Origin of the sequence: Consotaella salsifontis, assembly GCF_900167365.1 — a bacterium.
Classification (GTDB): Bacteria; Pseudomonadota; Alphaproteobacteria; order Rhizobiales; family Rhizobiaceae; genus Consotaella; species Consotaella salsifontis.
On the sequence record NZ_FUXL01000004.1, the window covers coordinates 183,740 to 209,748 of the forward strand.

A 26,009-nucleotide genomic window follows, 5' to 3' on the forward strand; every position below is an offset into this window, starting at 1 on the left:
CGATCCTTCGCGCGCTTCATCCGGGTGGTCTGATATCGCATGCCAGAGCCGCTGATTTGATCTGTGATGGCCAGGCCGTGTCGGCGGCGCTGGCCAGGGGCTGGAGGGGAACAGCCAATGCGCTTCGAGCGATCCGACACTGCCGGACGAGATTCTGCGCGCCGATCGGTGGCCGTTGAGGAAGTGGGCTCGTTCGGTCATTCCGGGCCAACCCATGCCTGGGGGAGGCCGGAGAGTCTCGCACCGCCGGTTCTCGCGACGATCATGCTTCTGGCGCTCGGCGCCTGCACCAATATCGACCCGACCATGGGCATTGCGATCCCGCCGGAGCCGATCAGCGGAGCTTCCATGGCCCGCTCCTCGCCGCCCGTCGGTTCGGCTCCGCGACAGAGCGTCGGTTCCTATCAGCCGGCGGCGGTGCAATCCGCTCCCGCTCCCATGCCGGAACCGGAGCAAGCGGCGGTCGTCGAAAGCCAGCCGATGCAGCAGCCGGCCAGCCCCTCCCCCGCGGCCATGGCGACGACGGAAGTTCAATTCCTGCCAGTGATCGGCGCGCCCGTCGACCGCGTCGAGCTTCTCTCCCAAGCGTTGTCCCGCTACGCCCAGAGCAACGGCATCGCCATCGTGGCCGAGGCGAATCAGCCGGGGGGGCTGCGGCTCAAGGGCTATTTTTCGGCGTTCGCCGATGGCGGTTCCACCACAGTGACCTACGTTTGGGACGTGCTCGACACGTCAGACGAGCGGGTGCGCCGGCTTCAGGGCCAGGAGAATGTCGCCGGAACAGCAGGTGATCCCTGGTCGCTGGTGGGCCAGGAAGTGTTCGACGATATCGCCGCGCGCACGCTTGGCGAGGTCGCCGAGTTCGCCGCTTCGCGGCGTGGCTAAAACGCGTCGGCCTTAAGCCTATTGTGACAGCTTTGCGACGAGAGGCATGAGCAAGCTTGAATCTCCAGCCCGGATGCTGCAAGAGCCACGCCATGGGGGAGGCGACCCAGGGGCCATCGACGAGCGTGATCGGATGAAACTCTTCTCAGGCAACTCCAACCGCGTTCTCGCCGAGGCGATCACGGCTTATCTCGACATTCCGTTGGGCCGTGCATCGGTGCGGCGCTTCGCCGACCAGGAGATCTTTGTCGAAATCCAGGAAAACGTACGCGGCGAGGACGTCTTCATCGTCCAGTCGACGTCGTATCCGGCCAACGATCATCTGATGGAACTGCTCATCATGATCGATGCGACGCGCCGTGCCTCGGCTCGGCGCATCACGGCGGTTCTTCCCTATTTCGGCTACGCCCGGCAGGACCGCAAGGCGGGCGGACGCACTCCGATTTCGGCCAAGCTCGTCGCCAACCTCATCACCGAGGCCGGTGCCGACCGCGTCATGACGCTTGATCTGCACGCCGGTCAGATCCAGGGCTTCTTCGACATCCCGACGGACAACCTCTTTTCGGTGCCGCTGCTCTCGCGCGACATCAAGGAGCACCACGAGCTTTCCAACCTGATGGTGGTGTCGCCCGATGTCGGCGGCGTGGTGCGCGCCCGCGCGCTCGCCAAGCGCATCGACGCGCTTCTCGCCATCGTCGACAAGCGGCGCGAGAAGCCGGGCGAATCGGAGGTGATGAACATCATCGGCGACGTCACCGGCCGCAACTGCATCCTCATCGACGACATCATCGATTCGGGCGGCACGCTGTGCAACGCGGCGGAGGCCCTTCTGGCGGCGGGCGCCGAAAGCGTCACCGCCTACATCACCCACGGCGTGCTCTCGGGCGGCGCGGTCGCGCGCATTGCCGCCTCCAAGCTGCGCGAACTGGTGATTTCCGATTCCATTCAGCCGACGTCGGCCATCCTCGCCGCTCCGAATATCCGGGTGATCACGACGGCCAATCTCCTGGGCGAGGCGATCGCGCGCACCGCTTCGGAGCGCTCCGTTTCCAGCCTGTTCGATTGACGAAGGGAGCGCCGGCCTCTTCTTTCCGGCGCGGAGGAGCATATGGAAAGAAGAACTATCGGCGAACTCGACGGCTCAGCCATCGAGGAGGTGGTGCTGTCGACGCCTGAGGGCGCGCGCGCATCGATCATCACTATCGGGGCGACAGTCCGGGACCTCAAGGTTCCGCTGAGGGACGGCAGCCTGCGCCGCGTCGTCCTGGGCTTCCAGGACGTGGACAGCTACCGCGACAACCCGTGCTATATCGGCGTGACGGCGGGGCGCTGCTGCAACCGCATCGATGGCGGCCGCTTCACCCTGGACGGAAAGACCTATCAGCTCGCCCTCAACAACAACGGCACGCTCCATCTGCATGGCGGGGACAAGGGCTTCTCCCGGAGCAACTGGACCATTGCCGAGGCGGGCGACGACTTCGTGACCCTCACCCTCACCTCGCCCGATGGCGACGACGGCTATCCGGGAAAGGTCGAGGCCACCTGCCGCTATCAGCTGAAGAGTCCGGCAACGCTGTCCATCGAGATGACGGCGACGACCGACGCGGCAACGCCCATCAACCTGACCAACCATGCCTATTTCAATCTCGACGAGGGCAGCAGCTCTCACGATCACTGGCTTGAGATCGACGCCGAGCTTTATACGCCCTCGCTGCCGAGCCTCATCCCGACGGGAGAAATCCTGAAGGTCGAGGGCACGCCCTACGACTTCCGGGCCATGCGCAGGATCGGCGGTGCGGGCGTCGGCTACGATACCAACTGGGTGCTGGGCGGAACGCGCGGCGAGATGCAGGAGGTGGCGCGCCTCTCCTCGCCGAAGCGCGATCTCGACCTGGTGGTGGCCACCGACCAGCCCGGCATCCTCATGTATGACGGCAGCACCCTGCTTCAGGCGGGCGAGGGCCTGGACGGCCAGAAGCACGTGCCCCATGCGGCTCTCTGCCTCGAGACCCAGCATTTCGTGAATTCGGTCAACACCCGCCACTTCCCGTCAGTCGTGCTGCGGCCGGGCGAGACCTATCGGCATCGGTGCGACTACCGCTTCGAGGCGAAGTAGCAGCGCGCAACCGGGGGGCCGACCCTATGCTGGCCTTCGGGCGATCAAGTCGATCAGGGCGGACGGCCCCTTGTGCCGCTCGCCCTCGTCGAGGTCGGCGTCGTAATCCTCCAAAAGCAGAATTTCGCAATCGGCGAAGGCCGTGCGCAGGAGATTGGCGGTGTAGAGCTGATCGATCTGCGAGGGCCCGCCGGTGCCATTGAGGATTTGCGCCGGCCGGTATCCTTCGACAAGAATTAGGCCACCGGGACGCGCCGCCTCCCTCATGCGAACGAACATCTCGTCGCGAAGCGGCGGTGCCGCGAACTGAACGAAAATCGCGACCACGATGTCGAACTGATCTTTCGGCCAGTCCCAAGTCGTGACGTCCCCCTGGACAAGGTCCAGCGTCACATTGTGGCGTTCCGCGAGCCGCCGCGCCTTTTCAAGCCCGACCGCCGAAAGGTCCATGGAGGTGACCTTCAAGCCTTGGCGAGCCAGCCAGACGCCGTTTCGCCCCTCGCCATCGGCGATTGCCAGAGCCGTCTGTCCGGCGCGGAAATAGGAGGCGGAGCGCTTGAGGAAGGCATTGGGCTCGGTGCCGAAGAGATAGTCGGGTCGGTCGTAGTTTTCGTCCCACATGGATGCCGATCCTTTCGCTGTGTTCCACCTCACATCCGCCCGCGCCTACTCCGAACGGAGGGACGGCCTGTCGAATGCCGACGCTCATGTCTTGGCGCGTGGGACCGAGGACCGCATGCCGAACCGCCGGATCGACTTTCCAGCAATGTCGATCCCGGCGGAGTGTTCCACTGTAGCGGTAAGGAAGACGAACCTTCTTTGGGGGGCGAACTGCGACGTTCCGCCTCACCCATCACCGTCCGCTTCGCCATCATCTTTTCCTCTGTTCCATGCGAACCGTTTTTCCCGCCCGGCGTTTATGGAAGCTCTCGTTGCGACCCCACGACGTCGGGCGATGGCAATCGCAAGGGACTGCATGAGAAAGGAACCCTTGATGCTGTTCTCGAGATTGGGCCGGCGCACCCGCCTTACTCTGGCGGCGGGGGCGCTGGCGCTGCTGACCGGCGGCGCCGTCACTGGCCCAGCGACGGGCGCGGCGGCTCAGGAAGCCGTCAGCGGAACCGCCGCAGCACAGATCGAGCTTGCTCAGTATTATCCACCGCCCCGTGAATGGGGCCCTCCTCCTCCGCCGCCGCGTTGGGGTCCCCCACCACCTCCACCCCCGCGCTGGGGTCCGCCGCCGCCACGTTGGGGAGGTTGGGGACCGCCGCCTCCGCCACGGCCGCGTTGGGGGCCTCCTCCGGGAGCGCGCGGCCATATCGCTTGGTGCAGTTCGCGGTATCGTTCCTACAGCATCAGGCGTGATGCCTTTATCGGCGGTGACGGCCGCTGGCACCGTTGCTTCAGCCCCTACGACTGAGCTGAACGCGTGAAGGGCCCCGGCACGGTGTGCCGGGGCTTTTGCCGCTCAAATGGGGAACCGACCTCGGAAGTGTCGAACGCCCGGTCGGTTCAAGCGCGGCCCTTCGACCGACCGAGCTATCCGAGGATATCCCTGACCAGACGAGAGAATATGCGCGCGCCGATGGCGATCAGCTCGTCGGGAAAATCATAATCGGGATTGTGCAGATCGGCATGCTCCTCGCCGGCGCCGAGAAAGGCCATCGCGGTTTTGGAGACGGCGCGAAAGCGCCCGAAATCCTCCGAGGCGCGCATTGGCTCGCCAGGGCGGTGCGGCACGTTTTCGCCGTCGAGCGCTCTCCTGAGGAGGCGTGTTGCCTCGGTGTCGTTCTCGCAATGCGCGAAAACCTCGCGGTAGTCCATCTCCACCGAAAGCTCCGCCCCTCCGGCCGTGATGCGCACCAGCGATTCGGCGGCTTGAACGAGGGCATCCATACGCCCATCCACCAGAGTTCGCAGGGTTGCCCAGATCTCGGCTGCCCCCGGCGCCACGCCGAAGCACCGCTCGCCCATCTCGGCGTGCGTCACCGTGACCATGGCGAAATCCTCGTTCAGGATATCGGGCGAGCCAAGGGCGGTAAGCGCCGGCATGAGCTGGGCGACCGCTCGCATCGGCGATACGCCCGACTGCGGCGTCGAGGCGTGAGCGGTTCGCCCCTCCAGGCGGATCACCATGCCGCGCGAGGCGCAGTTGGCCGGCCCGTCCTTGATCCTCACCTCGCCGAGCGCGAGGCCGGGCAGATTGTGGAAGGCGAAGGCAAGATCGGGCTTGATCTCCGCGAAGCGCGGGTCGGAGATGACGGCCTCCGCGCCCGCTCCCGTTTCCTCCGCCGGCTGGAAGAGCAGCACCACGCGACCTCTTTCGGGTCGCTGGCGGCCGAGCAGCAGCGCGACGCCCGCAAGGATCGCCATATGGCCGTCATGACCGCAGAGATGCCCCTTTCCCGGGACGGTGGAGCGGTGGGGGGAGGATGAATCCTCCTCGATCGGCAAGGCGTCGAGCTCGGCCCGCAGCATCACCGTTGGCCCGTCCTCGCCGCCTTCGAAAACCGCCGCGAGGCCGTGGCCTCCCAATCCGGTGAAAAGGCGATCCGCGCCGGCCTGCCGCATCCGCTCGGCGACGGCGTGAGCCGTTTCGATCTCCTCGCCCGACAGCTCTGGGTGCTGGTGGCGAGAGCGCCGCCATGCTGTGAGCTCGGCCACGTCCTCGTGCGTGAGATGCATGCTCTCTCCCCCCAAACGAATCGGCTAGCCCGATGAGTGTCATTGAGCTGGCCAACCATGCAAGGACGAAAGCCGCCTCGGCCCTGGCTAGATGCGTTTGTGCCGCCGGCAGAAAGCGATGAACCGTCCGCTCATCGTCAACCGCCGATTAACAGCGATGTGCCAATTTGATCTTTGGGGAGCCGGCGCCGGCGGCAGCGTTTTTGTCGACGGGCAGGCGAGCGGCTCCTCGGCGTGGTCAAAAGGATCGCCTTGTGATGCCGAAATATCCAACCCTGTTGGCGCTGGTTCTGGCCTGCATTCTGCCGGCCTGCCAGAGCACCAATCTGGACGAGGTCGTCGGCTCGATCACCCGGGCCGGCTCTTCCATCGAATCCGTCAGGACGGGCGATCTCGTTGCAGCCGGCCAGCAGCAGTTCAAGGCCGGCAATTTTGGCAAATCCTATGAGCTCTACAAGAAGGCGGCCGAAGCCTATCCGCAAAATCCGTCCGCGTGGCTGGGCCTTGCGGCCTCGGCGGACCAGCTCGGGCGTTTCGACACATCGGATCAGGCCTATCGGGCCCTCGCGATGCTCGCGCCCGACAGCCCGGCCTACCAGAACAATCTCGGCTACTCCTACATGCTGCGCGGCGATCTCAAGTCGGCGCAGTCGCATCTGCTCAAGGCGCAAGGGATGGCACCCAGCAACCTCGTCGTCATGAACAATCTGCGCCTACTCGACCGTTCGACATCGTTGGCCCGCCATGGCTGACCTGACGCCACTCAAGGGGGACATCGTGACCGCCACCGCACCGCGGATCGAAGCCGCCAATCTGATCGACCTGCCCACGCCACGGAAAGTGGAGCTGGAGCCGCATCTGCGATCGCACGGAATGCTGTTCGCCTTCGGCATCGCCAGCCTCGCCGTCACCGGCACCTTGGTGATGACGATCATGTTGAGCTGGCAACCGCTTCAGTCGCTCAAGGATATGAACCGGCGCATATCCGCCCTGGATGGGGCCGAGGCGCGGCTTTCGCAACATATGGACGACGGCGTTCAGAGCGTCGTCAATCATGTCGAGAGCCGGATCAGCGGCCTGCGCAGCAACATGGACGGGCGCTTCGACCAGCTTGATTTCGAATTGAGAGGTGTCGATTCCCGCCTGACGGAGGTGCGCCATTCCATGGGCGAAGGTGTCGAGATGCTCCATGATACCAGCGCGCGCATGGACGAGGCCTTGTCGGCGGCTGTGGTCGAAATTTCGCAGCTCGGCGAGATGCAGGTCGCGGCACGGGCGGCGGCAAAATCGAAGCCGGCTATCGATCCGTTCATCGTCGGAGCAGTGCCCGCAGGCGGAACAAGCAGCGGGGGTGGCCACGCGACCCCGAGTTCACCGGAGGCCGCGGTGGCGCGCTTCCAGCGGGTCGAGCTTCCCGACGGATCGGTGAGCTATCGTATCAAGTAGCCGGAGCCGGCTTCCTGCGACATCGCTTCCTTGCCCTGCGGCGGCCCGTTGACCGGCGATTAACCAAACGGATGCAAGGTGTCGCACCAATGGGAGGCCGACCGGCCACCTGGCAGGCGAGGCGACGCGGACGAGGATGACCGGGGGACGTGCGATCTCGGCCAAGGAAGCCAACGAGGATGCCGCGCGGCGGGCCGATCTGGCCTGGCGAGCCGCGGGCGAAGGATGCGTCGTGGAAGAATTCGGCAACCAAATTCGAACGAGCGCCTCGCCGCCGACACGGCGGCGTCGGATGGTTGCGATCCTTGCCTTCCTTCTTTTCGCCCTGCCCCAGCTGTCGCCCGCCTTTGCCCAGCAGCGCGCGGTCTCCATCGGCAATGGCCAGATGACGCGCGTCGTTGTCAGGCCGAACGCAACACTGACGATCACCACCGACCGCCCCTTCGCCAACCTCGTTGTCGGCAATTCGAGCGTCGCCGACGTCGTGCCGCTCTCCGAGCGATCCTTCTATATCCAGGGCCGAACCTCTGGCACCACCAACATCTCGATCTTCAACGATGGCGACGGCCTGCTCGGCGTGCTCGACACCCGCGTCAGCATGGACTTCAGCGACGTCTCGGAGGCGATCAAGGCGGCAGTGCCGAGTTCGCGCGTCACCGTCTCCAATTTCAACGACCGCATCCATCTTTCGGGCACCGTCGACAGTGCTCCTGATGTGACGCGCGTCGTCGAGATCGCCCAACAATTCTCGGCCCAGCCCGTCATCAACGCGCTCGCTGTCGCGGCTACCCAGCAGGTGGCACTGGAGGTGCGGGTGCTCGAGGCGCGGCGCAGCGCCGGCCGCGATCTTGGCGTCAACTTCCGCGTCCGCGGCGGCACCTCGCTCGGCGTCACCGGATCACGCCTGCGGCTGAACGTGCCCAAGGACGGCAACACTGCCGGAACCGACAATTACCTCGGTGTCGTGTCCCAGCTCGACGCCGACGCGGAGCGCAACTCGCAGGGTACGCCTTTCGGCTCACTGGTGGCGCAGGTGCTGGAGGGCGCCGGCGTCAAGGTCGACATGATCATCAACGCCCTTGAGGCGAAAGGCCTGGCGCGCCGGCTGGCGCAACCGAACCTCACCACGGTGAGCGGCGAGAAGGCGAGTTTCCATGCCGGCGGCGAGGTCCCGATCCAGACGGTCGTGAGCAACGGCAACACGACCGCGACGCAGACGGACTACCGTCCCTACGGTGTGCGCCTCGAATTCCTTCCCACCGTCCTCGACCGTGGGCTGATCAATCTCAGGATCATGACCGAGGTCAGCGAGATCGACCCCTCGGTCACTGTCAACGGCAATCCGGGCTTCACCTCGCGCAAGGCGCAGACCGTGATCGAGCTGCGTGACGGCCAGAGCTTCGCCCTCGCCGGTCTGCTTCAGACGGTGAATGCCAAGACCATCGAGCAGATGCCGTGGCTGGGCAACCTGCCGGTTCTCGGCGCGCTCTTCCGCTCGACCTCTTACAAAAAGAACGAGAGCGATCTGGTGGTCGTGGTGACGCCGCATCTGGTGCGGCCCGCCCGGCCCGACGAACAGCTTCGCTCGCCGCTCGACGACACGGTGCCGTCCAACGACTTCGAGCTTTTCGCGCTTGGGCTGATGGAGGTCGACAAGTCCATGATCGAGGGCTTCAAGAACGGCACGGGGATCGAAGGCCCCTATGGGCATCTACTCGACATCGACGGAGAAGACGGTCATGTCGCCGCGCAGCAGCCTTGAGATCGTGCTGATCGCGGCGGCATCTCTCATCGCCGGCTGCAGCGAATACACCGATCATCGCGATTCGATCACGCTCGGCGCCGGCAACGCGCCCGCCGCCAACCTCGCCCTCCAGACCGAAAATCCCTTTCCCCCGGATCGCAACACGACGGCGATCCACGCCGACGGCAAACGAGCGGTGACCGTCGTCAAGTCGTACCAGGAGCGGATCGGGGCCTCGCCGGACGCAGCGGCGTCCAGCGCGGGCGACTCGCGCGACGCTTCCTCTTCTGGAAAATCCGGCATCGGCGGCTGAGCCGCGTCCGGCCTCGGTTAACGGACACTCAACGCCCGTCTGCTATTCCTGGCGTTCCGAAGAGAAAGCGGGGCCTTTCCGGCGGCTGCTTCTGGGGCAAGCATGGTTCGCATTCTCATTCTCATCGTCGCTGTGCTGTGCGGGGGAGTCGCCGCCTGGCTGGCTCTGTCCGACCCGGCGCCTCCGAAGGTCGAGGTGGTTGAGGCGCCAGCGCCGGCAACGGTGGAAGTTCTCGTCTCATCGGCGCAGGTGAAGGCCGGCACCATCCTGAAGCCAGAGATGATGCGCTGGCAGGCCTGGCCGGCGGAAACGAGCAGCGCCGACCTGATCAACCGCGCGGGCCAACCCGACGCCATCGCAACTCTGTCCGGTTCCGTCGTACGCAGTCAATTCGGCGCTGGCGAGCCGATCCGCGAGGACAAACTCGCTCCGGCCGGTTCCGGCTTCATGTCCGCCATGTTGCCGCCGGGCAAGCGGGCGGCGGCCGTGCGCATTTCGGCCGAGACGACGGCGGGCGGCTTCGTGCTGCCGAACGATCGCGTCGACGTGATCGAGACGCTGACGCCCGCTGATACGGACTCCGGCCGTTCTTCCCCGATCAGCCGCACCATCCTGCGCGATATTCGTGTCCTCGCGGTGGACCAGACGCAGGATATCGATCCGGCCGATCCCCAGAGGGTGGTGGTCGGGCGCAGGGCGACCCTCGAGCTCTCTTCCGTTCAGGCCGAGACCGTCATGACCGCCCAGGCCGAAGGTACCCTTTCCCTGGCCCTGCGCTCGGTCTCGGATCAAGTCGACGAAGCGATGCCGATCGCCCGCCGAACCACGAGCACGATCCGCGTCCACCGCGACGGCAAGATCCAGGAATTCGAAGTATCGCGCCACAGCGCGGAGAACGCACAATGACCCCCCTTCGTCCTCTTCGGGGCGCGCTCGCGCTCCGCACATTCGCCGTTCCCGAGCGACGGGGGGGCGCGGCTTCAGCCCGGCCCGGCCATCGTGCCGACGGGCGTCATCGCTGACATCGCGGCTGTCCATGTCGGCAACACCGCCTCCGCCTCCCTCCTCCGAACCGGCGCCGTCCCCGGGCGAGCGCCCGGTGCCGCAGATCTCGATCGCGGCCTTCTGCGAGGATTCGGCGCTGGCGGCCACGGTCGAGGCCGCGGCGACGGACCGGCGCATGAGCCGGGCGCGCGCGACGTGGCACATGGGTGGGCTTTCGGCGGCGATCGAGCTCTACCGCTCCTCGCCCACGCCAAGCCTCATCCTGGTCGAAACCATCGACGACGATGACGAGGTCCTCTTCGCAAGGCTCGAGGAGCTCGCCGAGCACTGCCTCACCACCACAAAGGTGATCGTCATCGGCCACCGCAACGACGTTGGGCTCTACCGCGATCTGCTGGAGCGGGGGGTCAACGATTACCTTGTCGCGCCTCTTGGTCCGATCCCGCTCATCGCGGCCATCTCCCGCCTCTATCGCGACACCGGCCCGCAGACGATCGGCCGCATCTGCGCCTTTCTTGGGGCCAGAGGCGGAGCGGGCTCCTCGACGGTTGCCCACAACGTCGCCTTCTCGCTCGCCTCCGTGAGCGAGGCCGAGGTGTTGCTGGTCGATCTCGACCTGCCCTTCGGGACGGTCGGTCTCGACTTCAACGTTGAGGCGCCGCAGGGCATTCTCGATGTCATCGGCGGCGTCGACCGGCTCGACGACGTGCTTCTCGAGCGCATGTCGACGGCCCATGGGGAGCGCCTCAATCTTCTGACGCCGCCCCTGGCGCTGGATGGCGCGTACGATCTTGCCGAAGCGGAAGTCGACCGGCTGATGGAGGTCGCCCGCGCCGGCGCCCGGATCACCATTCTGGACGTTCCGCACATGTGGACCGCCTGGACGAAGCGAATCCTGGCAGGTGCGGACGAGATCGTGGTCACGGCCGAGCCGGATCTCGCCAGCATGCGCAACGTCAAGGCCATCCTGGAGTTTCTCGCCGAGGCCCGACCGAACGATACAGCTCCCCACCTCGTCCTCAACCGGATGAAGGTGCCCAAGCGCCCTGAGATCAAGCCTCAGGCCTTCGCCAGCGCCGTTGGTCTCACGCCGGCCCTTTCCATCGCTTTCGATCCAAAGACCTTCGGCCTCGCCGCCAACAACGGCCAGATGATCGCCGAGGTCGCGGCCAAGTCGGCGCCCGCAAAGGACTTCTCCAGACTGGCGCAAACGCTTGCGGCGGGGGCCAAGAAGACGCCTTCGTTGCAGAAGAAGGGGCTCGGGCGGCTCACCGCGCGCCTTTTGGGCAGGAAATAGCCGCTTAGAGGCTGCGCATGGTGTTTTGCCGAAGAGTCATGCGACTTTTCGGCATCATGCTCCGGGCGCCCCCCCGGAAAGGGCACCGGCGGCGATGCCTCAAATCCTAACGATCAGCTTCACCGACGAGCAAAAGCACTGGCGTAGTGTTCGACCATCGACGCGCGCCGTATCGCGAAGACCGTCGGACGAAAGCCGCGCGTTGGCGCCGGCATCGAGGATACGGCCACAGTCGCCCTCGCCGGCCCCTCGCAAAGGGTTCCGGCATCGCATGATCCGGAGCCAGGATGTTCGGCAAGAAGCTCGAAGACGCCAATACCCTTTCCTTGCCGCAATCGGCGGAGCTCGCACCACCGGCCTATCGCGAAGCCGAACGCCCCCTTTCCCGACAGGAACGCGCGGATCGCGGGGATCGCGACGGCCGGACAGAGAAGTTCTACGAGCTGAAGCGCCAGATTTTCGACGCCCTGGTCGATACGATCGACGTCGCCATGCTGGCCACCATGGCACCAGCCGAAGCGCGTGAAGAAATCGTCCAGGTGGTCACGGACATTATCGGCGCCAAGAGGGTGCAGATATCGGTCAACGAGCAGGAGCGCCTGGTTGAGGATGTTTGCAACGACGTTCTCGGCTATGGGCCTTTGGAGCCGCTGCTCGCCCGCGACGACATCGCCGACATCATGGTCAACGGCGCCAACAATGTCTTCATTGAAGTGGATGGTAAGGTCGAGGAAACCGACATCCATTTCGAGGACAACCAGCAGCTCCTCAACATCTGCCAGCGCATCGTCAGCCAGGTCGGCCGGCGCGTCGACGAGTCCTCGCCCATCTGCGACGCGCGCCTGCCCGACGGATCGCGCGTCAACGTCATCGCCCCGCCGCTTGCCATCGACGGTCCGGCCCTCACCATCCGAAAGTTCAAGAGGGACAAGCTCACCCTCGACCAGCTCGTCCGCTTCGGTTCGATCTCGCCCGAGGGGGCTACCCTCCTCCAGATCATCGGCCGGGTGCGCTGCAACGTCGTCATCTCGGGCGGCACCGGTTCGGGCAAGACGACGCTGCTCAATTGCCTCACCCGCTATATCGACGCCGACGAGCGCATCGTCACCTGTGAGGACTCGGCCGAGCTTCAGCTCCAGCAGCCCCACGTGGTGCGCCTCGAAACCCGCCCGCCCAATATCGAGGGCGAGGGCGAGATCACCATGCGCCAGCTCGTCAAGAACTGTCTGCGCATGCGGCCCGAGCGCATCATCGTGGGCGAGGTGCGCGGACCGGAGGTCTTCGACCTTCTCCAGGCGATGAACACCGGCCACGACGGCTCGATGGGCACCATCCACTCCAACAGCCCGCGCGAATGCCTGAAGCGCATGGAGTCGATGATCGCCATGGGCGGTTTCTCTCTGCCTGCCCAGACGGTGCGAGAGATCATCGTCGGGTCGGTGGACGTGATCATCCAAGCGGCGCGCCTGCGTGACGGCTCTCGCCGCATCACCCACATCACCGAGGTGGTGGGCATGGAAGGCGACGTCATCACCACGCAGGACCTCTTCGTCTACGACATCCTCGGCGAGGATGCGGGCGGCAAGATCATCGGGCAGCACCGCTCCACCGGCATCGGGCGCCCCGCCTTCTGGGATCGCGCGCGCTATTTCGGCGAGGATCAGCGCCTCGCCGCCGCTCTCGACGCGGCGGAAAAGAAGGCGCCGTCGCAGGCCTGACGCGGTGCAAAGACGGCAAGCGTAACCAATCCTTTCAACATCTTGCGTTCAATAGTGTTGTCTGAGACGGTTTGTTGAACCATCGGAGAGGCCATGGACCTGCCCATTCAAGGGCTCGCCCCCCAACTTCCGATCTTCGGCCTCGCGACGCTCAGCGTCGCGGCGGCCTTGACGATGGTATTCTATCCAAAGGTCAAGAAGACCGACCTCTACGAAAGCCGCTTCACCGCGATCGCCGAAACGAGCGCGCCTAGTCACAATCGGCGCGATGGCGGCGCTCGCCGCAGACGCTCGGTGCAGGAGACGTTGCGCGATCTGGACGAGCGCCAGAAGGCGGAGGCGAAGCATTCCTCCTCCAAGCCGAGCCTGGTGCGGCGGATGCGCCAGGCGCAGCTCTCCTGGTCGAAAGAAATCTACTATCTCGTTTCTGGCGGCACCGGAATTTTGAGCTTCATCATTGCTCTTCTGTTCCGCATCGACACGTTGCCGGCCATCGCCTGCGGCATCGCCGGGGCACTTCTTCTTCCGCATCTGTTCGTCGAGCGCCGGCGCAAGCGGCGCTTCGCCCGATTTTCCGCCGAGTTTCCGACGGCCGTCGACGTCATCGTGCGCGGCGTCAAGTCAGGCTTACCGCTGGGCGACTGCCTGAAGATCATCGCCGTCGAGGCCCAGGAGCCGGTTGCCGGGGAGTTCCGGACATTGGTCGAGGACCAGACTCTCGGCCTTCCGATGGATGAGGCCGTGGGGCGTCTGGCGCAACGCGTGCCGCTGGCGGAGACGAACTTCTTTGCCATCGTCGTCGCCATTCAAAGCCGCACCGGCGGCAGCCTCGCCGAAGCGCTCAGCAATCTGTCCAAGGTGCTGCGCGAGAGGAAGAAGATGCAGGGCAAGATCAGGGCCATGAGCCAGGAGGCGAAATCATCCGCGGCGATCATCGGCGCTCTGCCCGTACTCGTCGCCGTGCTCGTCTATCTGACCAGCCCGGACTATATCGCGCTCCTCTTCACAGAGACCATCGGCAATATCGTGCTCGCCGTGTGCCTTCTGTGGATGGGCATCGGCATCCTGATCATGCGCAAAATGATCAATTTCGATTTCTGACCCGCCATGCTGCTTCCGATCGCCCTTCCCGACACCAAGCCTTTGATCGCCGCCCTCGCTTTCGCCAGCAGCGCGGGTGCCTTTCTCCTCGTTGCCTGGCCCTATCTGAAGCGCGACAAGCTGGAAAAGCGAATGCGGCAGGTGGCCAGAGAACGCGAGCGCATCCGCCTGCGCGAGCGCGCGATCCTTCAGGATCGCCACAAGGACACGATGCTGCGCGGAGAGCAGCCGAAGAAGCTCTACGAGCTGATCGTCGAGCGCTTCAACATGACAGCCAAGGCCGAAGACGGCGACATGGCCCAGATGCTGCGCATGGCGGGATATCGCGGCCGCGGCCCGATGATCCGCTTTCTCGCGGCGCGCATCCTGACGCCGATCGCCATGACACTGGCGGCGCTGTTCTACATGTTCGTGGTCATGGCAGGAAAAACCAATCTCGGTGTCCAGCTGGCCGCGACGGTCGGCGCCGGCACGCTCGGCTATTATCTGCCGCTGATCCTGCTGAAGAACCGGACCATCAAGCGCCAGACATCGATCCGGCGGGCCTGGCCCGATGCGCTCGACCTCATGCTGATCTGCGTCGAATCCGGCATGAGCATCGAAGGGGCGTTCCGAAAGGTCGCCGACGAGGTAGGAAGCCAGTCGCTGGAGCTGGCGGACGAACTCAACCTCACGACAGCGGAGCTCTCCTATTTTCAGGACCGGCGAAAAGCGCTGGATAATCTGGGACTTCGAACTGGGCTGACGGGGGTCAAGGCGGTGGTGACGAGCCTCATTCAGGCCGAGCGCTACGGCACTCCCATCGGCAACGCCTTGCGGGTGCTGGCCCAGGAAAATCGGGACATGAGGATGGCCGAGGCCGAAAAAAGGGCGGCGGCGCTGCCACCGAAGCTCACCGTGCCGATGATCCTATTCTTCCTGCCGGTGCTCTTCGCTGTCATCATCACCCCGGCGGTGATCCAGATTATGACACACCACTAGGGCCCCTCTTCATAAAGACGAATGCCCCTCTTGGCTGCGCTGGCGAAAGCCTTAGTCTCCGGTCTGCTCGATCGATGGTTCCGGAGGTCGTCATGAGCAATCCCGACACCCGTCTTCGTACGCGCACGAAGATCAAGGTGGAGCGGCCACGCCTCTACAAGGTCATTCTCGTCAACGACGATTACACGCCGCGCGAGTTCGTTGTGAAAGTGCTCAAGGCCGAGTTCCGCCTTTCCGAGGATCAGGCACAACGGGTGATGCTCACCGCTCATCGTCTCGGTTCCTGCTTGATCGCCGTCTTCCCTCGCGACGTCGCCGAGACGAAGGCGGCACGGGCGACCGACGCTGGTCGCCAGGCCGGCTATCCGCTCCAGTTCATCGCCGAACCCGAGGAATAGCCCGGCTCGCATCCTTCACTTCGGCGGAGCGGAGGGGCTTTCGGCGCAATAGATGGCATAAAGCGCGCGGACGACCGCGCGCGCCTCCTCGTCAGCGAGGCTGTAATAGATGACTTGGGCGGAACGGCGCGTCGCGACGAAGCCGGCCTCGCGCAGCCGTGCCAGATGTTGGCTGAGAGCCGATTGGCTCAATCCAATCCTGCCCTGGAGCTCGCCGACCGAGGCGTCATGCTCGATGAGGTGGCAAAGGATCAAGAGACGGCTCGGATTGGCCATCAGCGCCAGCCGGGCCGCAACATACCCGGCGCGAGCCTCCAGCGCCGCCATGTCCTCTCGCGTGCCAACGTCAGCCGATCCCAATGTCGCTCCGTTTATTCGTATTGACTAATTTACATCTTCCTAATATATAGATCGAGACGATGGGCGCGCACAAGGCCCACTCATGGAAGAACCAATCCTGGATGGCGCCCAGCGCCGGCCACGCGAAAGGGTCATCGAGTTGCAGCCAGTTCCCACGATCTTCTCTCCCCTCGCCGCGATTGCGGGCGGCGCCCTCATCGGCGTCGCAGCGGTCCTCGTCATGCTCTTGTTCGGCCGTATCGCCGGCATCGTCGGTTTGGCGTCGCGCGCCATCGGGGCTGTGGCCGGCCCGGCCGAAGACTGGGCGTGGCGGGCCGCCTTTCTCGTCGGGCTGGTCATCGCGCCACTGGTCTACTCCTTCGTCTCCGGGGTTGCGGTGCATCAGACTGTTTCCGACGATCTCCCGCTCATGGCGCTGGCCGGTCTTCTGGTCGGTTTCGGAACGGCTCTCGGTTCAGGCTGCACCTCTGGCCACGGCGTCTGCGGCCTCGCCCGGCTTTCCGCCCGATCCCTCGTTGCCGTCGCCGTCTTCATGACATTCGGCGCCGCCACGGTCTTCGTGACACGGCACCTGCTCGCCGGGAGCCTTTCATGAAAACACATCGCGTCATCTGGGGCCTTGCCGCCGGCCTCATCTTCGGCATCGGCCTCATCGTTGCCGGCATGGCCGACCCGGCAAAAGTGCTCAATTTTCTCGATATCCTCGGCGATTGGGATCCAAGCCTTGCCTTTGTCATGGCGAGCGCGGTTATCATCACCTTCGTCGGCTATCGCCTTGCATGGCGGCGCGCCAAACCGGTTCTTCTGGGCGACTTCGACCTACCAGGCAGAACCCGCATCGATAGCAAGCTCGTCATCGGCGCCGCACTCTTCGGCATCGGCTGGGGCCTCGGCGGCCTTTGTCCGGGGCCCGCTTTCACCGCCATCGCGCTGGCCGCTCCAGGCACCCTGGTGTTTGTGCCCATGATGATCATCGGTATCCTGGCCGGCGTCCGCATCCGCCAGTGGGGCAAGATGGCAAGACAGGAAAAGAAGGGAGAGAAACGATGGCAGGCAAGTTGAAGCAGCGCATCGTCCGGCACTCGCTGTCCCGCGGCCCCGGCAGCCCCGACGTCTGGGGGGTCTACGAGCCGGACAGCGGCTCTATCCAGTATGTCTGCGCCGATCCGGCGACGCGGCAGGCGGCGCTGATCGACGTGGTCTGGAACTTCGACCCCAAGTCCTTCGCGACGCATCTGGAAAGCGCCGGGCAGGTGCTGGATATTGTGAGGGAGAACGATCTCTCGGTCGCCTGGGTCCTCGACACCCACCCCCATGCGGATCATCTCATGGCCTCCGCCCATCTCAAGGAGGAGACGGGCGCGCCCACGGCGATCGGCGCCAAGGTGCGCAAGATCGCCGGCATATGGACCGGCATCTATAACGAGCCGGACGCGTTCGATCCCGACCGCGACTTCGACCGCCTGTTCGAGCACGGCGACACCTTCAGGATCGGCGAACTCGACGTTCGCGTCATGCTGTCGCCCGGCCACACGCTCGGCTCCATCACCTATATCGCCGGCGACGCCGCCTTCGTCCACGACACGCTGATGTTTCCGGATGCGGGAACCTCACGCGCTGATTTTCCGGGAGGCAGCGCGGCCGAGCTTTGGGATTCGATCCAGGCGATCCTCTCACTTCCCGCAGAGACCCGCCTTTTCGTCGGCCACGACTACGGCGCGCAAGGCCGCGACGAACCGATGTGGGAAGCAACCGTCGCTGAACACAAGGCGGGGAACATCCACGTCAAGGACGGCACGCGGCGCGAGGAGTGGATCGAGCGGCGCGAGAAGCGCGACACGACGCTTGCTCTTCCCGACAGGATGCTGGCGGCGCTTCAGGTCAATCTGCGCGGCGGTCGCCTGCCCAAGGCCGAGGCCGATGGACGGCACTATCTCAAGATGCCGGTCGACTATTTCGGCCATTGATGGAACGATCGCCGACAGACGCGGCGAACATTGTCGATGACGCAAGCCCGCAGCCCCGGGCAGGAGAAGCCAGGATGCAAGCCAAGAAGATCACCGAGGAGCTTTCGGTCGCGGGTCAGGTGCTGCCTTCGGAGATGAAGGACGTCAAGGCTGCCGGCTTCCGCGCCCTCATCGTCAACCGCCCCGATGGGGAAGAGCCCGGCCAGCCGACCTTCGAGGAGGTCAAGAGCGCGGCTGCGGCGGAAGGCATCGAGGCACGATTCGTGCCGGTTCGCGCGCCGAGCGAGGCAGACGCACAGAAGTTCGGCGAAGCCTTCGAGGCCTCTCCGAAGCCCGTTCTCGCCTTCTGCCGATCCGGCGCGCGCTCCACAGGTCTCTGGTCCATGTGGCAGGCGAGCCAGGAAAAGGGCCATGGTGACGCGAAGCCGGGCGGCCTTTTCGGCCTGTTCTCACGCAAGAAATAGACCCGCTCGGGAGCAGGCATCGCCATGGTTCTGGAGCCGCTGCAATACGCCCTCGGCATTCTTTCGGGCTCGCTGGTCGGCTTCAGCCTTGGCCTGTTCGGCGGAGGCGGTTCGGTGCTCGCGGTTCCGCTGATGGTCTATATCGTCGGCGTGCCGTCGCCCCACATGGCGATCGGAACGAGCGCCCTCGCCGTTGCCGTCAACGCCGGCGCAAACCTCGCGAGCCACGCGCGGCACGGCCATGTGAAGTGGCGCTGCGCCATCTTCTTTTCCGCCGCAGGCATCATCGGCGCCTTCCTCGGCTCGACTTTGGGAAAGGCCGTGGATGGGCAAAAGCTGCTGTTCCTCTTTGCCCTTCTGATGATCGCGGTCGGAATCATCATGGTCCGCAGACGGGCTCTGGAGGGCAATCCCGGCGCGGAATGCAATCGCGAAAACCTCTGGAAGGTGATCGCCCTCGGCTTTGCCACCGGCGCCTTTTCCGGCTTCTTCGGCATCGGAGGCGGCTTTCTCATCGTGCCGAGCCTCGTCGCGGCGACCGGCATGCCCATAATCAACGCCATAGGCTCGTCGCTTGTCGCCGTCACGGCCTTCGGTCTCACGGCCGCCGGCAACTATGCCTTTTCCGGTTTGGTGGACTGGCCCCTGGCCGTCGTGTTCGTCGGCGGGGGCGTTGCCGGAGGCATCCTCGGCATTGCGGCTGCCCGCCGCCTCTCCAAGACTCGCGGGCGGCTCAACGTCGCCTTCGCCGCGCTGATCTTCGCCGTTGCCGTCTACATGCTTGTGAGGAGCGCCGGGACGCTCCTCACCTGATCGCGTTAGAGCGAAAAGCGGTTCATCGGAATTGCAGTTCGCTCTAACACTCTGACGGAAATGATGTTTCTCCGAAAAGTCCTGAAACTTTTCGGCATCATGCTCTGGTTTCGTCCCGGATGTTTGGAGGAAGATCCATGTTCACCACCAATGTCGGCACCACAGATCGCATAGTCCGCATCATCGCCGGACTTATCCTCGCGATCGTCGCCTATGCGGCCCTGACGCCACCCTGGATCTATGTCGGCTATGTCGTCGCCGCCGTGTTGGTCCTCACGGGCCTCGCCCGCATCTGCCCCGCCTACACGCTGTTCGGCATCAACACCTGCGGGACCCGCCATGCATAATACCGTCGAACCGATGAACCGGCTTATCGGCCTCTTCCGGCTCGCTTGAGGGCTCATGAGCCGCCCCGGGCTGGCCAGTAAGCGCGAAAGCAGTGCTTTCGTGGCTCGCCAGCATAGGGCGGACGGCTGCGACGAGCGGTTGAAAAGCAGAAGGCCGCGCCCGGATGGGCACGGCCTTCGAAATTCCTGGCGCGAAGCGCCCGCCAACCGGCTGCGCTCCGCTACGCTCCCTCGCGGGCCTGATATCAGGCCTTCGCGTCGTCGATGCGCCGCGCCACGACCTTCTGATAAAGTCCGCCGAAATAGACTTCCTTGGACCACTCGAAGCCATCGGACCGCGAGGCGAAGTTGCGGATCTCAGACCAGCAAAGGCTGTTGGCGAAAGGCTCGAGGAAGCGGAACACCGACCACATGATCGGCCGCAGCGGATGGAAGGGCGAATAGCGGTGGTAATCGATGAACACCACCTTGCCGCCAGGCTTCACCGCGCCGAGCAGACCATCGACGATCCGGCGCTTGTAGCTGTCCGGCACCTCGTGGAGCAGGAAGAAGCAGTTGATGGCGTCATAGGTGCGCAGGGGCGGATTGGCCGCGTCGCCGCGCCGGATGGTGACATGAGCGAAACGGTCGAGCTTCTTGTGGCACCGCTCGATCTGGATCGGCGCGATGTCGATGATGTCGAGATGACCCTTCGGCCCGAGAAGCTCCGCCAGACGCGGCGCAACGGTGCCATAAGCGTGGGCAGGCTGATAGACGTCCTGACCGGGCTCGAACTCCTCGAGAGCGCGGTCGATCAGCTTGTTGGCGTTGCCCCACAAGATGGCCTGCACGACAAGCTGCCGGTCAAGCAGCGGCACCATCTTGGGATGCAGATAGCACCATGTGTAGATCTTGCGCAGATAATCCGGCACCGAGAGGATGCCCGAGCTGGCGACAGACGGAGCGGCGACCACAGTCTCCCGCTCGGCCGCCATGACGGGGCTGGTTTCTGAGAATTCTTGCAGCATCAGATTCGATCGTTCTCGCGTTGGAGTTCAGTCAACCGAGCAGCTGCCCCGCCGACGGGCTCATTGCCACGACGGAACGCTCCCTTTCCCACCGGCGGGAGAACCGGAGCGGGATCGGGTTTGGCTGCTGGAAAGGGGAAGGACATTCTGAGCACAGGGGACGGAGCTCAGTCGTCAGCGCGGCAGGCAGCATTCTCAGCCGCCGGCACAAAGGCGCGCAACGCGCCGTCGCGACCGAAAGGATTGTCCAGAATCGCGCCAAGACCAACAAAACCGGTCGAGCATTTGCCAAACAACCGGGCTGGTCCTCGTGAATTCAGCGCGAAAGGCGCGTCAAATCTAAACGTCATGGTGCGATCCTTTCGGAGGGATACTGGACTAAACGTGTCATAGTATCAAACCGGGGCATTGATTCCTGTCAACGGCTCCGGTGGGCCTCGAAGAGCAGCGACCATCTAACGCGCTCCTGCCGGTTTGTCTTCCTCACTTTCAGGGCGAGAAGTCGCACCCCAACAAAAAGCGGCGGCGCAAAGCGCCGCCGCTGAACTTTTTCGCCACACCAGATGGCAAATCTTGAGAGATGACCAGGGAGCCGATCTCCGCCGATGATCAGCGGTCCTCGGTCGAGCCGCGCAACGGCATGTCCTCCGCCGCACGGCGGACCGATTCCTCGATATCGCTGAGACCATCGTCCGTCTCGTCATAGCCAGCGCCATAGGCCTGATCGGTCTCGTCGCTCGCCGGCTGCGTCGCAATATCCTGCGTCACCGCCTCATCGCCCGCCAAAGTTCCGGGCTCGCGGTCGGCCTGGTCTCTCGGCTCCTCGGCATCGGCGTTCGCAAGGTCGGCAGCCTCTTCCGGCCGCGCATCGGCCTCGTTGGCATAGGGGCTGCGATGGGTGGTGATCGGGTCGCGCTGTTCAGGAAAGGTTTTGGGCATCGATCGACCTCATGGTTCCTGATTACTTGTAATGGGGGAAGCCGCTACTTTTCGTCGTCGTCGAGCGGGAGTTCGTCCGCGATCTCGCGGGCGTTGTCCCTGCGCGGGCCGGCGGGCGTGTCGCCCTGATCGGTGAGGCCTGGCAGGTCGCCCTGCTTCTCGACGGCCAACTCGGGCTCGACGTCCTCGTCGGTCACTTTCTCAACCGGGATACGCGCGGATTCGGCGCTATCGCGCTCGGCGACGATTGCCCGGGCCTCATCGAGGAAAAGGTCCGCGCCCCCCTTCGGCCGCCCCTCGCCTTCCCACAGCTTTTGCGCCTCGGCCCGGATTCTTGCCTCATCTTCCTTGGGAAGAGCGTCCATGGTCGCCATCAGACCATCCTTTCCGTTGTTCATTGCCAGGAGCCTTCGCCCCAAAAAGAGGACGGCGACGGGAAGCTCATCCCGACGGTCCATCGTTCATCGGAAGGGAAACGGCGTCGACGCGCCAAGCGTTTCATCGCCCGCGCACTTTCGGAGAGAATCCTGACCCAGGTGGCAGAGGCCGCTGGTTACGACATTGAGGGCGATGGTCTGGGCCTATTGGGCGTCGGCGCCGTCATCGACCTCCGTTTGCGGCCGGTCGTCTCCCGAGACGATCTCCTCGTGCCAGCGGCCATTGGGATCTTCATAGGTGATAGTGGCGGTGTCCTCGTCCGCCAATTGCTGGCGCTCCGCCGCATCGCGCGCTGCGGCAAGGGCGTCGCCGTGGGTCGCGAAAGTTTCCGAATAAACGTCGTCCACCTTGTAGGCCCATCCGCCGTCGTGGGGGACGATCTCGTAGTGCAGCACCACCATGGTCGTTCTCTCGCCTTCGTTGGATCGATGAGTCTTCTTCCGCAGCGCCACCTCCCGGTGTGCCGCCTAGCCGGCCATATGGCGGCGCGCCGGCTCTTGGCCAGGGTCATCGGCAACCCCCTCTTGAATCCGGTCGAGAGGTGCAGTACATAGCACCCATATTGTTAGCGTACTACATATACGCACCCTATGGACTTCCCATGGATCCCGTTCAGACCTCTCCCGAGCTTTCCGAGCTCCTTTCCATCGCAAGCCGCAAGTTGCGCACCAGCTTCAACGCCATGGTCGCTGCCCACGGCCTCACCTATTCGCGCGCCCTGGCGTTGCTGCATCTTTCGCGACGCCCCTGCCGCACGCAGAAGGATCTCGGTGAAGACCTGGATCTGGAAAATGCCACTGTCGTGCGCCTGCTCGACGGCATGGAGCGGCTCGGCCTGATCCGCCGCAAGCCTGTCGAGGGCGACCGTCGCGCCAAGCACGTGGTGCTGACGGAACACGGGCGGGAACAGGCCGCGCTGGTTTCGAGGATCATCCAGGAGCTGCGCGGGATCGTGTTGACCGGCATCGATCCCGCCGACGTGGCGGTGACGAAGGCCGTGCTGCGAATGATCACGGCCAATCTCGAACAGGCGGCCGTGGAGCATGCGGATGCGTAGCGCGGCGGCGCTTCAGGGCGCCGCAAACGCCCCCGCTGAAAATGACCGGGAAGCCGAGCTTCATCTCGTGCAGGATGAGCAGGCGAGCGAGACCGCAAGCTCCTCGCGGCCAGAAGACCGTCCGGACGGGGCGACTGGCTCTGCCGAGCCTGCTTCGCCGGAGCCTCTGACACGTCCCGACGAGAAGGAAAACAAGCAAACGGCGGCCACGCCGGAGCCACCGGCCGCGCCGCAGGGAAAGATCCTTGCCAAGCCGCCGCTCGTCGCGGCCGGCTACATGCTCGCCTCGCTGCTTCTGGGCATCACTTACGGCCTGGGAATGGGCTTCATCTCGGTCAATCTCAACCAGATCGCCGGGCCTCTGGGCGGCACGACGACGGAAGCGGCGTGGCTCTCTGCCGTCTTCATGATTCCCAACGCCAGCCTGACGCTGCTCCTGATCAAGATCCGCGGCCAATACGGGCTTCGCAAGTTCGCCGAGGTTTCGATCGTCGTCTATCTACTGGTCAGCCTCGGGCATCTGTGGATCGACGATCTCCAGTCAGCCATGGTTGTGCGCTTCTTCGCGGGCGTCGCCGCCTCGCCGATGACCTCGCTTGCCTTTCTTTACATGCTGGATGCGTTTCAGCCGGCGAAGAAGCTCAATATCGGCCTTTCCCTGGCGCTGACGACGATCTCCATAGGCTCGCCCATCGCCCGCATTATCTCGCCCTACCTGTTGGACGTGGGGGGCTGGCGCGACCTCTACATCTTCGAGATGGGCCTCTCGATGATCGGCCTGATGGCCGTCTATTATCTGCCGCTGACGTCGTCGACCTTTCCGATGAAGCTCGGCCGCACCGACTGCATCAGCTATGTCGGCATCTTCGCGGGATTCGGCGCCTTGTCCGTCGCCTCCATCATGGGCCGGCTCTACTGGTGGTTCGAGGCGCCTTGGCTCGGCTGGGTGTTCGCGCTCGGCATCGCCGGTTTCATCATGACCGCCGTCATCGAGCTCAACCGGAAGGAACCGCTGCTCGACATCCGGTGGCTGCTGTCGCGCGAGGTGCTGCATATCGCGGCAGTGCTGATGCTGTTCCGGCTCGCCTTGTCCGAACAGTCCTGGGGCGTGCCGGGCTTCTTCCAGCAGATGGGCCTGATGAACGATCAGACCCAATCCCTTTGGATCATCGTCGTCGCGGCGACGTTTCTGGCGGGCTTGGCCTCGGCCGCCGTCCTGAAGCCTGAACGCATCCACATCATCCATGCGGTGGCCGCGGCCCTTCTCGCCGTCGGCGCCTTCATGGACAGCCGCGCCACCAGCCTGACGCGGCCGGACCAGATGGTGATCAGCCAGATCCTGGTATCGTTCGCCAGCGGCCTTTTCATGCCGGCCGCCATGGTCAGGGGCTTCAGCGCCGCGCTGAAGAATGGGCCCAACTACATCCTGAGCTTCATTATCGTCTTCCTGACGACGCAAAAGCTCGGCGGCATGATGGGTTCGGCAATCTTCGGCACCTTCGTCCAGATGCGCGAGCGCCTCCACTCAAGCGCGATCGTGTCCCATCTGACGGCGACCGATCCGCTGGTGACGCAACGCATCGGCCAGCTGGCAGGTGCCTATGCCAAGACGCAGCCCGACGCGGCGCTGCGCAAGGCCGAAGGCGCCGCCCTGCTGGCCAAGACGGTGACGCGCGAGGCCTACGTCCTCGCCTACGACGAAGCCTTCCTGCTCATTGCCGCAATCAGCGTGGCGGGCTTCGCCTGGATCGTCGGCCATTCGCTTTATCTGGCGCTGCGCGAGCGGTGGGCACCGTCCCAGGCCGCGGCCGCCGCCTGAATTTTCATAGAGTTTTCCGCCATGAACCGGGTTTTCCGTTCCATCTCCACCTATGTCGCTCTTCTTGTCGGCGTCGCCGGCGTCCTGTTGGTCCTCTACGCTTGGAACCTTCCTCCCTTCCATACGAGCGTCGAGACGACCAACAACGCCTATGTGCGCGGGCAGGTGACGACGCTCAGCCCGCAGATCACCGGCATCGTCACCGAGGTTCCTGTCAAGGATTATCAGCGCGTCAAGGAAGGCGACCTTCTGGTCAAGCTGGACGACCGCATCTACCGGCAGAAACTGGATCAGGCGAAGGCGACCCTTGAATCTCAAAAGGCCGCTCTCGGCAATTCCGAGCAGGACCGGCGGTCCGCCGAAGCCAGCATCCGCTCCTACGAGGCGCAGGTGACGAGCGCCAAGGCCGCGCTGGAAAGCGCCTCCAGCAACTGGGAGCGGATCGAGCCCCTGGCCAAGAAGGGTGTGATGACGAGCGGGGAAGCCATTTCGGCGGAAAGCAAGTTTCGCCAAGCGGAGGCGGCGGTGAAGCAGGCCGAGGCAGCTCTCGATGTGGCCAAGCAGAAGCTGCAATCGACCATCGTCGGCCGGCGCTCTCTCGAAGCGGCGGTGGCCAGCGCGGAGGCGGCGGTGCATCTCGCCGAGATCGACCTTCAGAACACGCGCATCACGGCGCCGCGCGACGGCACGCTCGGCGAGGTTGGCGCCCATGTCGGGCAATACGCGACGGCCGGTAGCCAGCTCGTCTCCATCGTGCCCGACGCGGTGTGGGTGGTGGCGAACTTCAAGGAAACGCAGCTTCCTCACATGAAGCCGGGACAGCGCGTCACCTTCACCGTGGATGCTCTCGCCGATACCTCGCTCTCCGGCACCATCGAGCGCTTCTCCCCGGCCGCCGGCTCCGAGTTCAGCGTGATCAAGTCGGACAACGCTACCGGCAATTTCACCAAGATCGCCCAACGCATCCCGGTGCGTATCGGCATCGATGCGGACCAGCCTCTGGCGGAGCGCCTCGTTCCGGGAATGTCGGTGGAGGTCAGTGTCGACACCGCCCAGTCCGCGCGTCAGACGACCTTGGCGAGCAACGCCGCAGCCCGGACGATGTGACG

Annotated in this window: 30 protein-coding genes; 23 read left to right on the forward strand and 7 right to left on the reverse strand. The window is 64.6% G+C overall.

Annotated elements, in window-relative coordinates; translation table 11 throughout:
• The first annotated feature begins 117 nt into the window (after positions 1–117).
• The 3 genes from B5D38_RS07115 to B5D38_RS07125 all read left to right on the forward strand — a co-directional run bounded on the left by B5D38_RS07115 (position 118) and on the right by B5D38_RS07125 (position 3,001).
• The gene (locus B5D38_RS07115) at positions 118–885 is read left to right on the forward strand and encodes a hypothetical protein (RefSeq protein WP_078707706.1); all 768 of its coding nucleotides are present in this window, start codon (positions 118–120) and stop codon (positions 883–885) included.
• A gap of 133 nt (positions 886–1,018) precedes the next feature.
• Positions 1,019–1,951 carry a ribose-phosphate pyrophosphokinase gene (locus B5D38_RS07120; protein ID WP_078707707.1) on the forward strand — a complete coding sequence of 311 codons (933 nt, stop codon included), beginning with the start codon at positions 1,019–1,021 and terminating at the stop codon, positions 1,949–1,951.
• Between the two features lie 42 nt (positions 1,952–1,993).
• Positions 1,994–3,001 (forward strand): aldose epimerase family protein, encoded by a 1,008-nt coding sequence (locus tag B5D38_RS07125; protein WP_078707708.1) that lies wholly within the window; start codon positions 1,994–1,996, stop codon positions 2,999–3,001.
• Positions 3,002–3,025: 24 nt separating this feature from the next.
• Here B5D38_RS07125 and B5D38_RS07130 read toward each other — a convergent pair whose 3' ends face one another.
• The gene (locus B5D38_RS07130; RefSeq protein WP_078707709.1) at positions 3,026–3,622 is read right to left on the reverse strand and encodes a class I SAM-dependent methyltransferase; all 597 of its coding nucleotides are present in this window, start codon (positions 3,620–3,622) and stop codon (positions 3,026–3,028) included.
• Between the two features lie 373 nt (positions 3,623–3,995).
• Between B5D38_RS07130 and B5D38_RS22725 the strand changes: the two genes are divergently transcribed.
• Positions 3,996–4,421: a BA14K family protein gene (locus B5D38_RS22725; protein ID WP_116002602.1), complete on the forward strand. Its 426-nt coding sequence runs from the start codon at positions 3,996–3,998 to the stop codon at positions 4,419–4,421.
• A 119-nt stretch (positions 4,422–4,540) separates the two neighbouring features.
• Here B5D38_RS22725 and B5D38_RS07140 read toward each other — a convergent pair whose 3' ends face one another.
• Positions 4,541–5,686 (reverse strand): amidohydrolase, encoded by a 1,146-nt coding sequence (locus B5D38_RS07140; RefSeq protein ID WP_078707711.1) that lies wholly within the window; start codon positions 5,684–5,686, stop codon positions 4,541–4,543.
• A 257-nt stretch (positions 5,687–5,943) separates the two neighbouring features.
• On the opposite strand from B5D38_RS07140, the gene B5D38_RS07145 reads away from it, so the two are divergent.
• The 10 genes from B5D38_RS07145 to clpS all read left to right on the forward strand — a co-directional run bounded on the left by B5D38_RS07145 (position 5,944) and on the right by clpS (position 15,689).
• Entirely contained in the window at positions 5,944–6,438 is a 495-nt protein-coding gene (locus tag B5D38_RS07145; protein ID WP_078707712.1) for a tetratricopeptide repeat protein, read from the forward strand.
• Entirely contained in the window at positions 6,431–7,132 is a 702-nt protein-coding gene (locus B5D38_RS07150) for a hypothetical protein (protein WP_078707713.1), read from the forward strand. Before B5D38_RS07145 ends, B5D38_RS07150 begins: the two co-directional genes overlap by 8 nt.
• 292 nt (positions 7,133–7,424) lie before the next feature.
• Entirely contained in the window at positions 7,425–8,894 is a 1,470-nt protein-coding gene (locus B5D38_RS07155) for a type II and III secretion system protein family protein (RefSeq protein ID WP_078707907.1), read from the forward strand.
• On the forward strand, positions 8,872–9,189 hold the full coding sequence (locus B5D38_RS07160; protein WP_078707714.1) for a hypothetical protein: 318 nt from the start codon (positions 8,872–8,874) through the stop codon (positions 9,187–9,189). The genes B5D38_RS07155 and B5D38_RS07160 overlap by 23 nt, the downstream gene beginning before the upstream one ends.
• 102 nt (positions 9,190–9,291) lie before the next feature.
• Positions 9,292–10,095, forward strand: a complete 804-nt coding sequence (cpaB, locus tag B5D38_RS07165; protein ID WP_078707715.1) for a Flp pilus assembly protein CpaB — start codon at positions 9,292–9,294, stop codon at positions 10,093–10,095.
• 193 nt (positions 10,096–10,288) lie between these two features.
• Positions 10,289–11,491: a CpaE/TadZ family protein gene (locus tag B5D38_RS07170; protein ID WP_131829878.1), complete on the forward strand. Its 1,203-nt coding sequence runs from the start codon at positions 10,289–10,291 to the stop codon at positions 11,489–11,491.
• 287 nt (positions 11,492–11,778) lie between these two features.
• Positions 11,779–13,209 carry a TadA family conjugal transfer-associated ATPase gene (locus B5D38_RS07175; protein ID WP_078707717.1) on the forward strand — a complete coding sequence of 477 codons (1,431 nt, stop codon included), beginning with the start codon at positions 11,779–11,781 and terminating at the stop codon, positions 13,207–13,209.
• Positions 13,210–13,302: 93 nt separating this feature from the next.
• On the forward strand, positions 13,303–14,310 hold the full coding sequence (locus B5D38_RS07180; RefSeq protein WP_078707718.1) for a type II secretion system F family protein: 1,008 nt from the start codon (positions 13,303–13,305) through the stop codon (positions 14,308–14,310).
• Between the two features lie 6 nt (positions 14,311–14,316).
• Positions 14,317–15,291, forward strand: a complete 975-nt coding sequence (locus B5D38_RS07185; RefSeq protein ID WP_078707719.1) for a type II secretion system F family protein — start codon at positions 14,317–14,319, stop codon at positions 15,289–15,291.
• 92 nt (positions 15,292–15,383) lie between these two features.
• Positions 15,384–15,689 (forward strand): ATP-dependent Clp protease adapter ClpS, encoded by a 306-nt coding sequence (clpS, locus tag B5D38_RS07190; RefSeq protein WP_078707908.1) that lies wholly within the window; start codon positions 15,384–15,386, stop codon positions 15,687–15,689.
• Between the two features lie 15 nt (positions 15,690–15,704).
• Here clpS and B5D38_RS07195 read toward each other — a convergent pair whose 3' ends face one another.
• Positions 15,705–16,049 carry an ArsR/SmtB family transcription factor gene (locus B5D38_RS07195; RefSeq protein WP_245318884.1) on the reverse strand — a complete coding sequence of 115 codons (345 nt, stop codon included), beginning with the start codon at positions 16,047–16,049 and terminating at the stop codon, positions 15,705–15,707.
• Between the two features lie 82 nt (positions 16,050–16,131).
• On the opposite strand from B5D38_RS07195, the gene B5D38_RS07200 reads away from it, so the two are divergent.
• The 6 genes from B5D38_RS07200 to B5D38_RS07225 all read left to right on the forward strand — a co-directional run bounded on the left by B5D38_RS07200 (position 16,132) and on the right by B5D38_RS07225 (position 19,640).
• Positions 16,132–16,644: a YeeE/YedE family protein gene (locus tag B5D38_RS07200; RefSeq protein ID WP_078707721.1), complete on the forward strand. Its 513-nt coding sequence runs from the start codon at positions 16,132–16,134 to the stop codon at positions 16,642–16,644.
• Positions 16,641–17,111 carry a YeeE/YedE family protein gene (locus tag B5D38_RS07205; protein ID WP_078707722.1) on the forward strand — a complete coding sequence of 157 codons (471 nt, stop codon included), beginning with the start codon at positions 16,641–16,643 and terminating at the stop codon, positions 17,109–17,111. The genes B5D38_RS07200 and B5D38_RS07205 overlap by 4 nt, the downstream gene beginning before the upstream one ends.
• Positions 17,096–18,016 carry an MBL fold metallo-hydrolase gene (locus tag B5D38_RS07210; RefSeq protein WP_078707723.1) on the forward strand — a complete coding sequence of 307 codons (921 nt, stop codon included), beginning with the start codon at positions 17,096–17,098 and terminating at the stop codon, positions 18,014–18,016. Before B5D38_RS07205 ends, B5D38_RS07210 begins: the two co-directional genes overlap by 16 nt.
• Before the next feature lie 74 nt (positions 18,017–18,090).
• A complete protein-coding gene (locus tag B5D38_RS07215) occupies positions 18,091–18,480 on the forward strand; it encodes a protein tyrosine phosphatase family protein (RefSeq protein WP_165690807.1) in 390 nt (129 codons plus the stop codon).
• A gap of 24 nt (positions 18,481–18,504) precedes the next feature.
• Positions 18,505–19,293 carry a sulfite exporter TauE/SafE family protein gene (locus B5D38_RS07220; RefSeq protein ID WP_078707725.1) on the forward strand — a complete coding sequence of 263 codons (789 nt, stop codon included), beginning with the start codon at positions 18,505–18,507 and terminating at the stop codon, positions 19,291–19,293.
• A 137-nt stretch (positions 19,294–19,430) separates the two neighbouring features.
• Positions 19,431–19,640 carry a YgaP family membrane protein gene (locus B5D38_RS07225; protein ID WP_078707726.1) on the forward strand — a complete coding sequence of 70 codons (210 nt, stop codon included), beginning with the start codon at positions 19,431–19,433 and terminating at the stop codon, positions 19,638–19,640.
• A 245-nt stretch (positions 19,641–19,885) separates the two neighbouring features.
• Here the strand turns inward: B5D38_RS07225 and rquA are convergent, their stop codons facing one another.
• From rquA to B5D38_RS07245, 4 genes are all read right to left on the reverse strand, one after another.
• Complete coding sequence (gene rquA, locus B5D38_RS07230; RefSeq protein WP_207552908.1) at positions 19,886–20,647, reverse strand: rhodoquinone biosynthesis methyltransferase RquA; 762 nt, start codon at positions 20,645–20,647, stop codon at positions 19,886–19,888.
• A 609-nt stretch (positions 20,648–21,256) separates the two neighbouring features.
• Positions 21,257–21,586: a hypothetical protein gene (locus B5D38_RS07235; protein WP_078707727.1), complete on the reverse strand. Its 330-nt coding sequence runs from the start codon at positions 21,584–21,586 to the stop codon at positions 21,257–21,259.
• Positions 21,587–21,630: 44 nt separating this feature from the next.
• Positions 21,631–21,960, reverse strand: a complete 330-nt coding sequence (locus B5D38_RS07240; protein ID WP_131829879.1) for a DUF2934 domain-containing protein — start codon at positions 21,958–21,960, stop codon at positions 21,631–21,633.
• A gap of 207 nt (positions 21,961–22,167) precedes the next feature.
• Positions 22,168–22,425 carry a DUF2188 domain-containing protein gene (locus tag B5D38_RS07245; protein WP_078707729.1) on the reverse strand — a complete coding sequence of 86 codons (258 nt, stop codon included), beginning with the start codon at positions 22,423–22,425 and terminating at the stop codon, positions 22,168–22,170.
• Between the two features lie 200 nt (positions 22,426–22,625).
• Between B5D38_RS07245 and B5D38_RS07250 the strand changes: the two genes are divergently transcribed.
• From B5D38_RS07250 to B5D38_RS07260, 3 genes are read left to right on the forward strand one after another with little or no spacing between them, the layout of a single operon-like run.
• The gene (locus B5D38_RS07250; protein ID WP_078707730.1) at positions 22,626–23,081 is read left to right on the forward strand and encodes a MarR family winged helix-turn-helix transcriptional regulator; all 456 of its coding nucleotides are present in this window, start codon (positions 22,626–22,628) and stop codon (positions 23,079–23,081) included.
• Entirely contained in the window at positions 23,074–24,900 is a 1,827-nt protein-coding gene (locus tag B5D38_RS07255) for an MFS transporter (RefSeq protein WP_245318886.1), read from the forward strand. Before B5D38_RS07250 ends, B5D38_RS07255 begins: the two co-directional genes overlap by 8 nt.
• 21 nt (positions 24,901–24,921) lie before the next feature.
• Entirely contained in the window at positions 24,922–26,007 is a 1,086-nt protein-coding gene (locus B5D38_RS07260) for an HlyD family secretion protein (protein WP_078707731.1), read from the forward strand.
• Positions 26,008–26,009 lie beyond the last annotated feature (2 nt).

Bases quoted from the DNA above. Each gene is read 5' to 3' on its own strand.
- B5D38_RS07115 (WP_078707706.1), top strand. From the start codon at position 118: ATGCGCTTCGAGCGATCCGACACTGCCGGACGAGATTCTGCGCGCCGA.
- B5D38_RS07120 (WP_078707707.1), top strand. From the start codon at position 1,019: ATGAAACTCTTCTCAGGCAACTCCAACCGCGTTCTCGCCGAGGCGATC.
- B5D38_RS07125 (WP_078707708.1), top strand. From the start codon at position 1,994: ATGGAAAGAAGAACTATCGGCGAACTCGACGGCTCAGCCATCGAGGAG.
- B5D38_RS07130 (WP_078707709.1), bottom strand. From the start codon at position 3,622: ATGTGGGACGAAAACTACGACCGACCCGACTATCTCTTCGGCACCGAG.
- B5D38_RS22725 (WP_116002602.1), top strand. From the start codon at position 3,996: ATGCTGTTCTCGAGATTGGGCCGGCGCACCCGCCTTACTCTGGCGGCG.
- B5D38_RS07140 (WP_078707711.1), bottom strand. From the start codon at position 5,686: ATGCATCTCACGCACGAGGACGTGGCCGAGCTCACAGCATGGCGGCGC.
- B5D38_RS07145 (WP_078707712.1), top strand. From the start codon at position 5,944: ATGCCGAAATATCCAACCCTGTTGGCGCTGGTTCTGGCCTGCATTCTG.
- B5D38_RS07150 (WP_078707713.1), top strand. From the start codon at position 6,431: ATGGCTGACCTGACGCCACTCAAGGGGGACATCGTGACCGCCACCGCA.
- B5D38_RS07155 (WP_078707907.1), top strand. From the start codon at position 7,425: ATGGTTGCGATCCTTGCCTTCCTTCTTTTCGCCCTGCCCCAGCTGTCG.
- B5D38_RS07160 (WP_078707714.1), top strand. From the start codon at position 8,872: ATGTCGCCGCGCAGCAGCCTTGAGATCGTGCTGATCGCGGCGGCATCT.
- cpaB (WP_078707715.1), top strand. From the start codon at position 9,292: ATGGTTCGCATTCTCATTCTCATCGTCGCTGTGCTGTGCGGGGGAGTC.
- B5D38_RS07175 (WP_078707717.1), top strand. From the start codon at position 11,779: ATGTTCGGCAAGAAGCTCGAAGACGCCAATACCCTTTCCTTGCCGCAA.
- B5D38_RS07180 (WP_078707718.1), top strand. From the start codon at position 13,303: ATGGACCTGCCCATTCAAGGGCTCGCCCCCCAACTTCCGATCTTCGGC.
- B5D38_RS07185 (WP_078707719.1), top strand. From the start codon at position 14,317: ATGCTGCTTCCGATCGCCCTTCCCGACACCAAGCCTTTGATCGCCGCC.
- clpS (WP_078707908.1), top strand. From the start codon at position 15,384: ATGAGCAATCCCGACACCCGTCTTCGTACGCGCACGAAGATCAAGGTG.
- B5D38_RS07200 (WP_078707721.1), top strand. From the start codon at position 16,132: ATGGAAGAACCAATCCTGGATGGCGCCCAGCGCCGGCCACGCGAAAGG.
- B5D38_RS07205 (WP_078707722.1), top strand. From the start codon at position 16,641: ATGAAAACACATCGCGTCATCTGGGGCCTTGCCGCCGGCCTCATCTTC.
- B5D38_RS07210 (WP_078707723.1), top strand. From the start codon at position 17,096: ATGGCAGGCAAGTTGAAGCAGCGCATCGTCCGGCACTCGCTGTCCCGC.
- B5D38_RS07215 (WP_165690807.1), top strand. From the start codon at position 18,091: ATGCAAGCCAAGAAGATCACCGAGGAGCTTTCGGTCGCGGGTCAGGTG.
- B5D38_RS07220 (WP_078707725.1), top strand. From the start codon at position 18,505: ATGGTTCTGGAGCCGCTGCAATACGCCCTCGGCATTCTTTCGGGCTCG.
- B5D38_RS07225 (WP_078707726.1), top strand. From the start codon at position 19,431: ATGTTCACCACCAATGTCGGCACCACAGATCGCATAGTCCGCATCATC.
- rquA (WP_207552908.1), bottom strand. From the start codon at position 20,647: ATGCTGCAAGAATTCTCAGAAACCAGCCCCGTCATGGCGGCCGAGCGG.
- B5D38_RS07235 (WP_078707727.1), bottom strand. From the start codon at position 21,586: ATGCCCAAAACCTTTCCTGAACAGCGCGACCCGATCACCACCCATCGC.
- B5D38_RS07240 (WP_131829879.1), bottom strand. From the start codon at position 21,960: ATGGCGACCATGGACGCTCTTCCCAAGGAAGATGAGGCAAGAATCCGG.
- B5D38_RS07245 (WP_078707729.1), bottom strand. From the start codon at position 22,425: ATGGTGGTGCTGCACTACGAGATCGTCCCCCACGACGGCGGATGGGCC.
- B5D38_RS07250 (WP_078707730.1), top strand. From the start codon at position 22,626: ATGGATCCCGTTCAGACCTCTCCCGAGCTTTCCGAGCTCCTTTCCATC.
- B5D38_RS07255 (WP_245318886.1), top strand. From the start codon at position 23,074: ATGCGTAGCGCGGCGGCGCTTCAGGGCGCCGCAAACGCCCCCGCTGAA.
- B5D38_RS07260 (WP_078707731.1), top strand. From the start codon at position 24,922: ATGAACCGGGTTTTCCGTTCCATCTCCACCTATGTCGCTCTTCTTGTC.